Genomic DNA, 14178 nt, shown 5'->3' with positions numbered 1-14178 from the left:
TTGCGTCCTTCTCCCGAGGTGTAGGTGATCTTGTCAATAGTCTCGGGAAGACTTGGCGATGAACTGAAATCTATCGGTCCATTTGCAATCGCTTCACGTTGTAACTGCTCGTGTGGTTCGGCGTGCGCATGATCGATTCGACGGCATTGATTTGGTCGTCGTCGCTGATTCCGGTGTCTTCGAATAGCTCGTTGATCTGCTTAATCTGTCCGTCGAAAGTGCGTAGGGTCGTCTCCCGCACAACGCCCGAATCGGCTGCAGTCACCTCTCGATTCCCTTGCCTTGCCCACCCACTAGCTCCAGGTCCTGTGCTTCTTGCACCTCAGGGCATAGTGGGTGAGCGCCGCATCGGAAAGGTCCAAGCTGTTGCCGGCGGCTGTGGTCTGCAGTGCCTTGGCCAGTAGCTTCAGGTAGATCGCGAATTTCTCGATTCGGGTGCTGCCGTAGTCGATGACCTGCGAGAAGAAGTCGTAGGACTTGTTGAAGGCGCCCGCGGTTTTGCGGAATTCGACTGGTTGTTCCGGTTCCAGAGTGTTGTTATCCTGCGTGGCATTCCTGCGGCGGTCGTGGAATACGTCGATGGGAGGTTGCAGGTGTGAGTCCGAGCCCTTGTGGTTGTGTTGGGCTACCCACTTCGTGGCGACCTGGTCCACGTCCTTGTCGCTGTAGCTCCCCATCGAGTCCGGTTTCATGATCATGTCGAAGATGATGCCGGGTTGGATTCCTCGTGGATGGAGGCGTCTTCGTAGAAGGTCTGGAACGCTTTACAAATACGCCGGCCATGGTTTCCAGCTGTTCGATAATTTGCCGTTACCAGTTTCGCTGCGGTAAAAAAAGTCTGGGCAAGACGAAATCGCTCATTCGTCGGTCGGTTTCGTCTTGCTCAGAACTTGTCTTGGCTATGGAAGCGGCAGTGGCCCTTCGATCGGTTGTCCCTGAGTACCCATGTCGATACCCAGATCCTTGGCGAACACGGTGCGGGTTCCGGCGTAAACGCTGTTCTTGTTCTCGTCGAGTTCGAAGACCCGGGCGCCGCGTAGGTGATGGTTCTCGGTCCCACCGAGGCCGTAGGTGCCGAAACCGGTACCTGGACCGTAGCCGAGCTCGATGCCGTAGTAGTCACCCATGTAGGTGTTGATGTGGTCGTGGCCGCAGTACACGCCCCGGACATCTCCGCGTTCCTGCAGCGCGGCGAACATGCCGGAATTGAATGCGCCGGTGTAGACGCCCTCGTTCTTCACTCCGACGATAGAGTGCTTCTTGATGGCCTTCTCGTGGTCAGCGTCGTTCGAGGTGAACTGGGCGCCGTACCACATGTGGTTGTGCTCCCACAGTGGTATGTGGAAGAACATTAGCGACTGAACCTTGCCGTAGCGGTTTTCGGTGGCTATGGAAGCCTCGCGATACCAAGCGATCTGCTCGGGACGGATCCAGTCGTAGGACATGAGGCCCTCGAAGTCCTGGCCGCCAACAGTCTTTGGAGCGTAGCGGTTCGAATCAAGCAGCCAGATGCCAAAGACAGGTTTGGCGGTCTTCGAGGAAGCGATCAGCAACTGGGAATTCGATTCGCCAACAATCTTGTCATTCTTCGAGTTGGCATTGAACTCATAGCCTCGAATGAAGTTCAGGATCTTTGCCTCGTCCATGCCTGTGCCATTGGGCATTGAATCTTCATCGTGATTGCCGAAGGTAAGTGCCCAAGGGATACCGCGGGACTCCATCGGCTGCACGACGTTGTTGATAGCCTGCTTGACTTCGGTAACTGTTTGAGAGGAGCCATTGATTACATCGCCGTTGATCAGGGCGAAGCCGGGCTTCTCGGCATCCAGAACCTTCTCCATCAGCTCAATGGTGCGACGATCGGTGCGCGGTCCATCCTGGGTGTCATTGAACTGAACGATCTTGAACTTGCCATCTGCCGCGAATTTCAGTTTTGGCCTGGGAGCCGTTCCCGGATTCTCAGCCGGTGCTGGGGATGCAGTGGCGCTGTTGGCGGCGAAGAGTCCGGTGATAGCGGCTGCGGTGCCGGCAACCAATATCCCGCGACGTGGAACAGAAGACGATGTTTTCATGGAGACCTTTCAAAATGATTCTGTGATTCGCCGTGTAATTATCGTGGCGACAATGTTTAGATCGTAGGAATCCAGAGTGACGAAATGATGAAATTAAGTCATCGACAATAGGTGTGCAACATAAATAAACCCAATGCAGAAGTTGCGCATTTTTGACATTCCTTACTCAAACGAGAGCGGGGTGGGATGTCGTCGAATTCGACAACATCCCACCCCGCTTCGCCTAATAGTCAGCTATGAGTTCATGGCAGCTTTTGAATGACGCATGAACGGGTCACCATCTACCTGCTGATCATCTTTTTTGAGAGCGAAGAATCCGTAGATCCCAGCTAATAGCACAACTAGAGAAATCACGATGAAGGTCTGCTGGTAGCCCATACGGTCATGGAGCGCACCGAGGGGAGTGGACAGAATGACGTTGCCAATCTGTGCCGATACTTGGAACCCAACCATGTATAGGGTTGCCGACAGTGCCGGATTGAAGTGCAGCGTGAAGTAACGGAAGATCGGCAAGATGAATAGCGGTGTCTCAATGGCATGCAACATCTTGATTGCCGAGACCAGCACCGGATCGTCAACCAGAGCGCAGCCGATGATGCGGACAAACATGATGGCCACTCCCAGTAGCAATGCTGAACGAATGCCTATCCGGCGCATGACCAGGGGGATGATGCCAAGCATGGCCGCTTCAACGAACACCTGAACTGAGTTCAAGATTCCGTATACCCGCTGTCCGGTCTCGGGTGATTCAAATAGGCCGGTGTAGAACTCGGGGAACATCTGCTGGTCGAAGACGGTGTAGAACGTCCAAGATAGCATGACGAACAAGATGATCAGCCAGAGACTCGGCAGCCGGAATAGCCTGAACATTTCACGAATTGTCGGTGTAGTTGCGGGGGAAAGAATTTTCCTGCCGGAACCGGCGGCGATCACTGGCTGTCTATTGGTACGGCCCAGCACCAGCAGCAGGAGATGGGCCAGGCCCAGAACGGACCCGATCCAGAAGTTCAGCATGGGGTTGATAGTGAACAGGAAGCCGGCCGCCAATGCGACCAGAGCGTAGCCAAAGGACCCCCACATGCGGGCCTGCCCGTATTCAAAGTTGAAACGGCGACTGTAGCGTTCGGTCAAGGCTTCAAATAGCCCAACTCCGGCTAGGAAACCAGTTGACAAGACAATGGCGCCAATGAGCACGCCGGCCATGAACTGGGACTGCAATAGTGGCTGGTAGACCCACGTGCAGAATGGCCCGATCAGGGCGGTCACCGAGGCAAGAATGGTGGCCAGATGCTTTCTGTCGCCAAGCCGATCCTGAATGGTCCCGTAGGCAAACATCAGGATCAGCGTTGCCAGCGAGTTTACCGAGTAGAGCGTGCCGACCTGTGCCCCGGTGAGCCCTAGACCTGCTGATTCGCTGGTGAGCCAGATCTGGAAGAAGGACCACCAGATGCCCCACGATGCGAAGAACAGGAGCATCGAGAAGGAACTCTGGAGGTAAATAGGATTCTTGTAAGTAGTCGTAATGCCAGCCATCTTTGTCCTGGATTCTTTCGTGAACGCTGCGAAGCGTAGTTACTGAGCGATTGCGAGGGAGAAGTCTTTAATCCACGGGGGATTGGCTCCGGCTTGTGCCACTGTCAGTGCAGCTGAGGTTAAGGCCTGACGAAGTGCCTCTTCAACATCTTGAGACTTAGCCGTTGCGCCGTGACGAAGAGCTTGAGCGAATTCTGGATTAGCCAGCACTCCAAAGAGCAGCCCGGACATGAAGGCGTCCCCGGCACCTATGGTGTCCACAAGATTGGTGGGAGAGGCAGCGACATCAAATTGCCGTCCCGAGGAAAGCGCCACGCAACCATCGCCGCCCTGAGTCATCACCGCCAAGGCTGGGCCGAGGCTGGCTACGTGCTTCAGAACCTCCCATGGCTCTAGGCCTGGGTATAGCCACTGACCATCAACGTCGCTGAGCTTCACGATGTGGCTCAGGCCCATCAGCAGCTCAATGCGTTGCAAAGCCGAGTCCCTGTCCTCGACAAGATCCGGACGGAGGTTAGGGTCATAGCTTCGAAGTGAATCGTCTGATGCATTCTTGAAAGCATCGACAATGATTTGACCCGAGGGTTCAATCCAAGCAGCGATGGAACCGGTGTGCAGCAATTCGCTGGAATCATCAGCGGGGACAGCAGGAATCTGCTGGTGGATGTCGAAGGTGTAACGAGCATTGAAGTGCTCATCCATCACTACCTGGGCTACGGACGTGGGATGCCCAGTTACTGAGCCGGCGGCAACATGCACTCCCGCCTGATCCAGGTGCTCCGCAATTTGAATGCCGTAGGAATCCTGACCGAATTCCGTATAGAACTGAACATCATGTCCCAGCCGGGCAAGCCCGACGGCGACATTCAGCGGTGATCCGCCAGGATGCGCAGTTTCTTCAACAACGTCGACGAGGGATTCGCCCATTACGCTAATGCGGCTCATGCCTTGGGCTCCAGTGCGTTATCAGAGAGTTCTTGAACTTTGAAAGACGCATTCGCACCAGTTGCGACGCGCAAGGTCGCGTAGGCCAGCGCTGCCTCACCGGTGAGCTGATCCGTAAGGGAACGTCGACCACCAGCAGCTAGGATTTCGATAGATCCGTGATCCACGAGAACTTTCACATCTAGTTCATCCGAACCAGCGGGCAGAGGCATGCGCTGGTTGGAGGCGTAGAGCTCGTGGTCTACCTTGCCTGCTTCGCGGCGGTGCTGAATCAATGCGGATTCAACGGTGAGTTCGCTGATAAGAGTGTCATCGGCGCGGAATAAGGAAAGGACTGCTGGTTCGGTTGGGCTGGTAGCAAACGTCAGTTCAACCAGAGCGGGGGAGCCCAGCTCAATACGATTTTCGCCAGCGTTGGCCTTGCTTGATGCAACGTCGGCTTTTGGCAATCCGAGAATGCGCTGGCGAATGTCCAACTTGCCGTTGGAGTCTTTCACCAAATCCAGCCGGCGTGCGGCGCTCATGGATCCGCGCCATCCGTCGTGGGGGAGCTCGCGGGCGTAGTCCCAGTTGCTCATCCAGGCAATGAGAGTTTGCTCGTCTAGTGGCAAGCCGTGGAAGCTGACACCTGCATAGAAGTCGCGTCCCCAGTCCAGCCAGTCGCCCTGCTTCAAGGATTCGTATCCGAAGCTATCCCAAGTTTCCTGAGTCTCATCAGGAGTGAAGGTGGTGCCGTTGAATTCACCAATGAAGTACTGGGTACCTGAGCCGCCGGCCACGCCGCCTGGGTTCAGCGAAACAATTAGAACCCACTTCAGCTGGTCTGTGCCGGCAACTGGTAGCTGGAATAGATCTGGGCATTCCCAGATTCCGGCAACAGCAGCCTGGGGTCCGAAGCTGGAGAGCTCGGTCCAGTCCTTGAGGTTCTCAGAACGGTAGATCATCACTCGGCGATCAATGGCTTCAACAGCAACCATGACCCAGAAGGAACCCTGCTCGGATTCGTATCGGATGACCTTTGGGTCGCGGAAGTCCTTGGACCCTCGATCCAGAACTGGATTCTGCCCGTATTTGGTGAAAGTGATTCCACCATCCAGCGAGTAGGCGATGGCTTGGGACTGGTTGGTCTCATCCTTGGCTGCCGCGGTGTAGATGGCAACGACCGGCGCAACCGTGCCGTCGCCGAAGCCGCTGGTATTTTCGTGGTCCACCACGATGGAGCCGGAGAAGATATCAGCCATGTCGCCGTGCAGAATCGCGATAGGAAGTTCTTCCCAGTTCACCAGATCGGTGCTGACCGCGTGGCCCCAAGACATGAATCCGTGGCCTACGCCGTGAGGATTGTGCTGGAAGTACAGGTGGTATTGCTTTCCGTCAAAGAACAATCCATTGGGGTCATTGATCCAGTTTTTCTTCGCAGTGAAATGTAGCTGTGGTCGCTTCACCGCGACCTGTTGAGTTTCGGGCAACGCTGCCATCCTTCGATATGAGTTGGCTAAATGGATTTAGCACAAGACTCTAACAGCGTGGCCGAATCACTGCAATAGGCTAGGGTCGAATAATTGCATTCGAACTGTCTCAAGAGGGAAATGTGGAATCGCCTAAAGCCAAGCGGATAACAATTGCTGACGTTTCAGAAGCTTCGGGGATGTCCAAGGCTGCCGTCAGCATGATCCTGAACAATAAGCCGGGCACGCGACTGTCCGCCGAAGCCACGGAACGAGTGCGCGCGGCCGCCAAGAAACTGGGTTACCGGCCAAATGCGGCAGCCCAATCCTTGCGAAGCGGGAAGACGCGCACCCTGGGGTTCATCTCTGATCAAGTTACCGTGACTCGTTTTGCTTCCGAAATGATCACCGGCATCCTGCGCGCAGCGGAAGAGCGAGACCATACGGTGCTCATTGCTGAGACCTTCGGCAAGCCAGAACAAATGGCTGAAGCAATAACGCAGATGACCCACCGGGACGTTGACGGGCTGATTCTTGGGTTCATGGATTCTCGCCAACGTGATTTGAAGATCCCGAAAACTGGATTGCCCACCGTGCTGGTCAACGGCATTGACGACAGCCCTTGCGTCGCAGTGCTTCCCAATGAGATGGATTCGGGGGCTAAAGCCGTGCAGAGGGTTATCGAATCCGGGGCGAAGAGTGTTGCGGTCATCGGTGAACTTGAAAACGCCGAAAAGGATCCGCGAACCTATCCAAGTATCTCTCGCCGCTTCGGCTCCCTGCGCAGAGCCTTGGCGGAATCAAACCTCGAAGTACTGGGCCACTGGGTGCTCGACGACTGGAACCCCACCGACGGATATGAAGCAACAATCCGGATGCTAGCCGACGGGTACAACCCTGACGCCATCATTTGCGCCAATGACCGCGTGGCCATGGGTGTCTTCCAAGCGCTCGCCGAAAATGGCCTGAAGCCAGGAACGGACCTGTCCGTGCTGTCTTTCGATGACGAGATCATTGCCAGCTACCTTCGCCCGCAATTGACCTCTATTCGACTTCCATATGAGGGGATGGGTGCTCTGGCCGTTGAGCTTCTGCTCGATGGAAAGCTGGAGCCCGGGGAGCATCAGATCGACATGCCGCTCATCGAGCGCGAGTCCATGAAATCCCGCTGACTCGCGGGCGCAACCGAGCCGGCCGGTTCCGCGAACCTGATTTCCACGATTTCCTTTGTGTCTACCAGTGCCATTTCGGGGAATGGCTGCCATGCTTCGGGGTGCTGATTACGCCTCTGCCCTGTGGCATCGTGCCCCATTTGCCCTACTCAGCTGAATGAAGCAAGGGATTCCCATGTCTTGGATCCATGGCCTTGACGGTCAGGAATCGATCCTGTCAATGATTTTCACTGCCGCAAAACTTCTTCCTTGACAGCCGTAAGTGATGTAGGTTACCTTATTTCACAGCGTAGTAACGCGCGTTACTGAATCGTGTTAGCAAACCGTTGGCACGACGCGAAACGCACTGATCTCGAAGGGGAGGAGGGGCATGTCTCAGCAGTCAGTGACCATGGCCGACGTTGCCAAAGCAGCCGGGGTGAGCCGAACAACCGTCTCATTCGTACTCAACGGCCGGATGGAATCAAGCATCCCCGAAACCACAAGAGAACGAATCAACCAAACGGCGCGCGAACTGGGCTACCGCCCCAACGCAGCCGCACGAACCTTGGCCAGCAAACGCAGCTCCTGGTTCGGGCTGGTGACCGAAATTGCCACCTCGCCCTTTGCCACTGACGTGATCAAGGGAGCGCAGCAGGCAGCATGGAAAGACGGCAACTTCCTCCTTATCGCACCCAGCGACGATGATCCAGGCATGGACAACCTCGCCGTTGAGAAGCTGCTTGAACAGCAGGTTGGCGGATTGATCATCGCGACTTCCTGGCACCGCCAAATCACGGTGCCGGAAAATGCAAAATCAGTTCCCTGCGTACTGGTCAACTGCTTCGACGCCGGAGGCCAATTGCCATCAATTGTTCCGGATGAATTCGGCGGCGGATACGCTGCCGCTGAAATCCTGGCCAAGGCCGGGCACACCAGCATCGGGCACATCACTCTCAAAACAGGAATTCCTGCGCAAATCGGACGCCAAGCCGGTATGAAGCAGGCCCTGCGCGATCACGGAATTGAATTCGATGATTCCCGGATCGTGCCTGGTGATGGAACTGCCGACAGCGGGTACCACGGTACGCAAACGCTGCTAAGCCAACTGGATCCGCCTACCGCAATTTTTTGCGGAAATGACCGGATCGCCATGGGCGCCTATGACGCAATCAAGGAACGCGGATTGCAGGTGGGAAAAGACATTTCAATCGTCGGATTCGATGATCAGGAAATTCTGGCACCGCATATGCGGCCAAAGCTGACAACCATTGCCTTGCCCTTCGAAGAACTGGGCATGGCGGGGGTGTCCCTATTGAATCAAATGGTAGAGGGCTCGCCGATCGAGAATCGCCAAATTACCATCGGCTGCCCCCCACGCATTCGTTCGTCTGTGGCCATGCACGGCCGCAGATGAACTTCCCCTCCGCTACACATCACATGAATGGATGAGGAACTTCAATGATAATCAAATACTTACGTCGCGCGCACCTTGCCGTGGCCGCGACCGCTGTGGCCGGCACCCTCGCCTTGAGCGGATGCGTCGCATCGAATCCAGGCGGAACTGAAGGGGGCGACGGATCAGCCAACGCCGCGTTCCTGACCATTCCGCGCGAGGACATGGGAACCTTCTCAAAAAACTTCAACCCCTTCTCGCCCAATGCTGCGCCAATGACCGGGCAGTCCATTTACGAATCCATGCTGGTCTACAACCCGGCAGGCGGCGACACCGTGCCTTGGCTGGCCACGGAGTGGAGTGCAGGCAAAGACGGAAAGTCGCTGGCCTTCAATCTGCGTCCGGGCGTTAGATTCTCCGATGGCACCCCGCTGACGTCCAAGGACGTCAAGCTCTCAGTTGAACTGCAAAAGGAACTGCTCGGCGGCTATGACTACCTGAAGTCCATCAAGACTCTCGATGACTCGACCATCGAGTTCCACTTCAAGCAGGCATTCACCCCGGCCCTCTACGAACTGGGCCAGCAGGTGATTGTCCCGGCCCACATCTGGTCCAAGTTCGACAAGCCCGGAAATGAAGAGAACCCGAAACCGGTAGGCACCGGACCATACACCGAAGTAGCCAATTTCCAGGCGCAGTCCTTCGAATTGGGCAAGAACCCATACTATTGGCAACCCGAGAAGCAGAATATCGGCGGCATCCGCATGCTCGCTTTCGCCGGCAACGACGGAGCCAACCTCGCCGCCATCTCCGGCGATGTTGACTGGACGCAAACCTACATGCCGGATATCCAATCGACCTACGTGGACAAGGATCCGGAGCACCGTCATTTCTGGTTCCCGACCACTGGCGCCGAAATCAACTGGCAGCTGAACACTACCAAGAAAGAATTCTCGGATGTTCGCGTACGCAAGGCGTTGAGCATGGCCGTAGACCGCGAACAGGTTGTCAAGGTCGGCATGTCCGACTACGCCAAACCAGCGGACTGCACCGGACTGTCCGGCAACTATGACAAGTGGCGCGACACTGCGGTCGTCGAACAGTGCGACTGGACCACGCGGGATGTGGAAGGCGCAAAGAAGCTTCTTGATGAAGCAGGCTTCAAGGAGAATGCACAGGGGCAGCGCACCACCGCCGCTGGCAAGCCATTCACCTTCGATATCTCCGTGGGTTCAACCTCCTCGGATTGGCTTTCGGTAGCGAATATCATCGCCCAAAACCTCCAGGACGTGGGCATCAAGGCCACTGTTGATTCGCCGGATTGGGCCGCGGTGACCGCAAGCTACGAAACCGGTGAATTCGACACCGGAATCGTTTGGACCGCTAACGCTCCGACTCCTTACCAGTACTACCTCAACCTCATGGGCAGCCAGAACGTCAAGCCCGTGGGCAAGCAGACCTTTGACAACTACCACCGGTTCAGCGATAAAAAAGCAGATGAGCTGTTGAACAAGTTCGTGGCTGCCGGCGATGAGGGAGAACAGAAGCAGATCGTTAACGACCTGCAGGCTCGCTACAGCGAACTGGCACCGGTAGTACCGCTATTCGCCGGCCCGGAATGGGGTGCCTACACCACTGAGAACTTCGTGGGTTGGCCAACCGAAGATAACCCGTATGCCACGTTGAGCAACCGGGCCCCGACCACCGTTCTGGTGCTCACCAGCCTGGAACCAGCGAACTAGCAACATTTTCCCTTCGCAGCGGGCGGATACCGTCCGCCCGCTGCGTTGCGATCCTTAGCCAAGGACACACAACATGAGTTTCCTCCTACGGCGCTTGGGCTTTTATCTCCTAGCCTTCTGGGCGTCAATCACCCTGAATTTCCTTCTACCGCGGCTGATGCCAGGCGATCCCGTCACCCGCATGCTGTCCCGCTCGCAGCAACGGCTTGAGCCACAACAAGTCGAAGCACTTCGAACCCTGATGGGAGTGGACGGCGGCCCCATCATCCCCGAATACTTTGGCTATCTTAGCCGTGTCTTGACCGGCGACTTTGGGATGTCGATTTCCCGTTTCCCCACTCCAGTCTCCGAGGTCATCGCCTCGCAGCTGCCGTGGACCTTGCTGCTGGGACTGACTTCATTGATTTTCGCCGTGATCCTCGGAAACCTCCTGGGCATCCTTGCCGCCTGGCGCCGTGGCGGCTTCTTGGACTCGGTTGCTCCACCGCTGCTGGTGTTCATCGGTTCTTTCCCGTATTTCTGGCTAGCCATGGGGGCCTTGTACATCTTCGGCATCAACATGGGCGTCGCCCCGATGCGCCATGCCTTCTCCGTAGGCCTGGTTCCCGGATTCAATCTCGAATTCATCCTGGACGTTGCAGCGCACCTGGTCCTGCCCGCGCTGACCATCGTGCTGGTTTCCCTGGGCGGCTGGATGCTGGGCATGCGCAACACCATGATTGCCACCAACTCCGAAGACTATATTTTGATGGCCGAGGCCAAGGGGCTGCGACCGCACCGCATCATGCTGAACTACGCGGCACGCAACGCGATGCTGCCATCGGTCACCAGCATGGGCATGAGCATCGGCTTCATCGTCGGCGGCGCACTGCTGACCGAAGTGGTATTCGCCTACCCAGGCGTCGGCTACCAGCTGCTCGGCGCTGTCCAAGGCCTTGACTACCCGCTGATGCAGGGCATGTTCCTGACCATTACTGCCGCGGTGCTGATAGCCAACTTCCTCGTAGACCTTGTCTACGTCCGACTCGACCCTCGCGTGCGGAAAGGCTGATCGCCATGACCCAGAATGCTACAGATCCACAGACTCTGGCTGCCTCGCAACCAGCGGAGGAAAGCGGCTCCGCGCGTGCCAGAGTCAGTGCTACCCGGTTGCTGCGGACTTTGCTCCGCAACGGCAAGGCCGTGGCTGGGCTCAGCATCCTGCTTGCCTTTATCATCCTGGCCTTGCTTGCCCCGGCGCTCTTCCCCGGGGATCCGTCGCGGATTACCTCGGCCGGTGCCAGCGCACCAAGCATGGAGCATTGGCTGGGTACCACCAGCAAGGGCCAAGACGTTTTGGGGCTGACCCTGTGGGGTGCCCGCTCGTCGCTCTTCGTCGGCTTCGCCGCCGGCATCCTCTCCACCATTGTCGGCGTGCTGGTCGGGTTGAGCGGGGCCTACTTCGGCCGCGGCCTGGACGAGGTGCTCTCCCTGGTTACCAACGTCTTCCTGCTGGTGCCCGGCCTGCCGTTGCTGGTGATCCTGGCGGCATTCATGCCGCCTGGTCTTGGCACGGTGATCGTGGTGCTGATGATTACCGGATGGGCAGGCAGCGCACGCGTCATGCGTTCCCAGGCCATGTCCATCCGCGGAAAAGACTATGTTGCCGCGGCTTTGGTATCGGGCGAGCGCCCGCTGCGCATCATGGTCCGCGAAATGCTCCCCAATATGGCCTCGGTCGTCATGACCACGCTGCTTGGCTGCATCATCGGCTCCATCGGCGCACAGGCTGGGCTTGAATTCCTGGGCTTGGGCGACGTGAACACCATCTCCTGGGGTACCAACCTGTTCTGGGCGACCAGCGACGGATCGCTGATGCTGGGCCAATGGTGGATTTTCGTGCCATCGGGCCTGGCCATCGCCTTGGTCGCCTTCGCCTTGGCCCTGTGCAACTACGCGGTGGATGAAATCACCAATCCGCGCCTGCGCCGCCCGAAGCATGCAACGAAAAGCACCGCGGCGACTACCGTGGTGCGAAAGGAAGAAAAATGAGCGTCCCGGTATTGGAAGTCCAGGACCTGACCGTCGAGTACGTCAGCGACGAGAGAGCTGTGCGCGGCGCTGACCGGGTCAGCTTCGCCATCCACTCCGGTGAAATCTTCGGTTTGGCGGGGGAGTCCGGCTGCGGCAAGTCCACCATTGCCAACTCGATCATGCGCTTGCTGAAAGATCCTGCGCGGATCACCCACGGCAAGATCCTCTTTGAAGGCCAAGATGTGCTGGGCATGGACGAAGCGGAACTGCGCGCCTGGCGCTGGAACAACGTCGCCATGGTATTCCAGTCGGCGATGAACTCATTGAACCCGGTCACCCGAATTGGCGAGCAGTTTGTCGACGTGATCCGCACGCACCGTGGCGGCACCCGTGCTGCCGCGGTGCAGCGCGCCGAAGAGCTGCTCACCATGGTGCGCATCGATCCGGCGCGATTGCGGGCCTATCCGCACCAGCTTTCAGGCGGACAGCGCCAGCGCATTGTCATTGCCATGGCCTGTGCGCTGAACCCGCGGTTGCTGATCCTGGATGAGCCCACCACGGCGCTGGACGTAGTGGTTCAGCAAGAAATCCTGGAGCAGATCAGGGAACTGCAAAGCGAACTCGGATTCGCCATCCTGTTCATCACCCATGACATGTCGCTGATGCTTGAGCTCTCCGATCGCATTGGCATCATGTACGGAGGGCGCATCGTGGAGCTGGCACCGGCGCCGTCGTTGCGCCATGGTTCGAAGCACCCCTATACGCAGGCGCTGCTCGGGGCGTTCCCGCCCCTGCACGGACCGAAAGTCAAGCTCACCGGCTTGGCCGAAGGCACCAGATTCACCAACATCAAGGACCTTAGGCAGGTAGGCGAAGGCCATTGGGTCGCCCCGACCCAAGCCCCGGTCCTCACTCAAGGAGAACTGCCATGACCTCGACAGCTGCCAAGCACGCCTCTATGGTGCCAGTGGTGCGTATCCGTTCGCTGAGCAAATCTTTCACCAGCACCGCACTGTTCCGTCGCACGAAGGTTCCGGCCCTGAGGGGTATCGACCTGGATCTGCACCGCGGTGAAATCGTGGCGCTGGTGGGCGAATCAGGTTCCGGTAAATCGACGTTGGCCCGCTGCTTGGCATTGCTTGAGGCACCGGATTCCGGGGAAATGCTGGTCAATGGAAAGGACATATCCGGGCTCAAGGGATCAGCGGCCCGGAACTACCGCAGCGAAGTGCAAATGGTGTTCCAAGACCCTTTCGGTTCGTTGAACCCGGCCTTCCGAGTGGAGCACATCCTGGAACGCGCCTTGGCGCTGCACCAACCAAGCATCAAGTCCAAGCGCGCAGAAATGGCCAAGCTGGTGTCCACCGTCGGGCTGAGCCCGGATGTGTTGTCCTCATTCCCGCACGAGCTCTCCGGCGGACAGCGCCAGCGCATTGCAATCGCCCGCGTGCTGGCAGCCAAGCCGAAAGTCATCCTGGCCGATGAGCCGACCTCCATGCTGGATGTCTCGGTGCGGATCGGCGTGCTGAATCTGCTGCACAAGCTGCGCGATGAGCATGGGATCTGCATCCTCTATGTCACCCACGACTTGGCATCCGCCCGCTATCTCTCGGACCGGATCGCGGTACTTAACGAGGGGCGAATAGTCGAGTCGGGCGAGTCCGTGCAGCTGCTGGACAATCCCCGGCATCCATACACCCGGCTGCTGGTGGGCGCGGTACCCGACCCGGACCGCGACAGCAGCCAGGATGCGTCGAAGCGCGCGGCCCTGCGTGAACAGATCCACCGCTGGTCGGCCAGCACCACCCTGAAAAAGCACATGATCGATGAATCACGCCAGCACTGGGTGCTGGCCGGCGAAAGCGAAATGAATTGAAT

General features: G+C 57.6%; 13 protein-coding genes. 7 read left to right on the top strand and 6 right to left on the bottom strand.

The window, feature by feature from the left end; genetic code table 11:
* Positions 1-70: 70 nt before the first annotated feature.
* From CQ012_RS05325 to CQ012_RS05300, 6 genes are all read right to left on the bottom strand, one after another.
* Entirely contained in the window at positions 71-265 is a 195-nt protein-coding gene (locus tag CQ012_RS05325) for a hypothetical protein (protein ID WP_105657631.1), read from the bottom strand.
* 28 nt (positions 266-293) lie between these two features.
* Complete coding sequence (locus CQ012_RS05320; RefSeq protein ID WP_105657630.1) at positions 294-698, bottom strand: hypothetical protein; 405 nt, start codon at positions 696-698, stop codon at positions 294-296.
* Between the two features lie 201 nt (positions 699-899).
* Positions 900-2072, bottom strand: coding sequence for a metallophosphoesterase family protein (locus tag CQ012_RS05315; protein ID WP_105657629.1), 1173 nt, complete (start codon positions 2070-2072; stop codon positions 900-902).
* 234 nt (positions 2073-2306) lie between these two features.
* Positions 2307-3605 carry an MFS transporter gene (locus CQ012_RS05310; protein ID WP_105657628.1) on the bottom strand — a complete coding sequence of 433 codons (1299 nt, stop codon included), beginning with the start codon at positions 3603-3605 and terminating at the stop codon, positions 2307-2309.
* Positions 3606-3644: 39 nt separating this feature from the next.
* Positions 3645-4550, bottom strand: a complete 906-nt coding sequence (locus CQ012_RS05305; protein WP_105657627.1) for a carbohydrate kinase family protein — start codon at positions 4548-4550, stop codon at positions 3645-3647.
* Positions 4547-6019, bottom strand: coding sequence for a glycoside hydrolase family 32 protein (locus CQ012_RS05300; RefSeq protein WP_286134200.1), 1473 nt, complete (start codon positions 6017-6019; stop codon positions 4547-4549). Before CQ012_RS05300 ends, CQ012_RS05305 begins: the two co-directional genes overlap by 4 nt.
* A gap of 122 nt (positions 6020-6141) precedes the next feature.
* Between CQ012_RS05300 and CQ012_RS05295 the strand changes: the two genes are divergently transcribed.
* The 7 genes from CQ012_RS05295 (at position 6142) to CQ012_RS05265 (ending at position 14176) form a co-directional block, all read left to right on the top strand.
* On the top strand, positions 6142-7170 hold the full coding sequence (locus CQ012_RS05295) for a LacI family DNA-binding transcriptional regulator (protein WP_286134199.1): 1029 nt from the start codon (positions 6142-6144) through the stop codon (positions 7168-7170).
* A gap of 370 nt (positions 7171-7540) precedes the next feature.
* On the top strand, positions 7541-8566 hold the full coding sequence (locus CQ012_RS05290; RefSeq protein ID WP_105657624.1) for a LacI family DNA-binding transcriptional regulator: 1026 nt from the start codon (positions 7541-7543) through the stop codon (positions 8564-8566).
* Between the two features lie 44 nt (positions 8567-8610).
* Complete coding sequence (locus CQ012_RS05285; protein WP_105657623.1) at positions 8611-10287, top strand: ABC transporter substrate-binding protein; 1677 nt, start codon at positions 8611-8613, stop codon at positions 10285-10287.
* A gap of 73 nt (positions 10288-10360) precedes the next feature.
* Entirely contained in the window at positions 10361-11338 is a 978-nt protein-coding gene (locus CQ012_RS05280; RefSeq protein WP_105657622.1) for an ABC transporter permease, read from the top strand.
* A gap of 5 nt (positions 11339-11343) precedes the next feature.
* Positions 11344-12318, top strand: coding sequence for an ABC transporter permease (locus CQ012_RS05275; protein ID WP_105657621.1), 975 nt, complete (start codon positions 11344-11346; stop codon positions 12316-12318).
* Positions 12315-13232 (top strand): ABC transporter ATP-binding protein, encoded by a 918-nt coding sequence (locus CQ012_RS05270; RefSeq protein ID WP_105657620.1) that lies wholly within the window; start codon positions 12315-12317, stop codon positions 13230-13232. The genes CQ012_RS05275 and CQ012_RS05270 overlap by 4 nt, the downstream gene beginning before the upstream one ends.
* Positions 13229-14176, top strand: coding sequence for an ABC transporter ATP-binding protein (locus CQ012_RS05265; protein ID WP_105657619.1), 948 nt, complete (start codon positions 13229-13231; stop codon positions 14174-14176). Before CQ012_RS05270 ends, CQ012_RS05265 begins: the two co-directional genes overlap by 4 nt.
* Positions 14177-14178: the final 2 nt, after the last annotated feature.

Source organism: Arthrobacter sp. MYb214, assembly GCF_002979865.1.
Classification (GTDB): domain Bacteria; phylum Actinomycetota; class Actinomycetes; order Actinomycetales; family Micrococcaceae; genus Glutamicibacter.
Note: the sequence above shows the minus strand (reverse complement) of the source record. Positions and strands in the feature narration are given on the sequence as shown.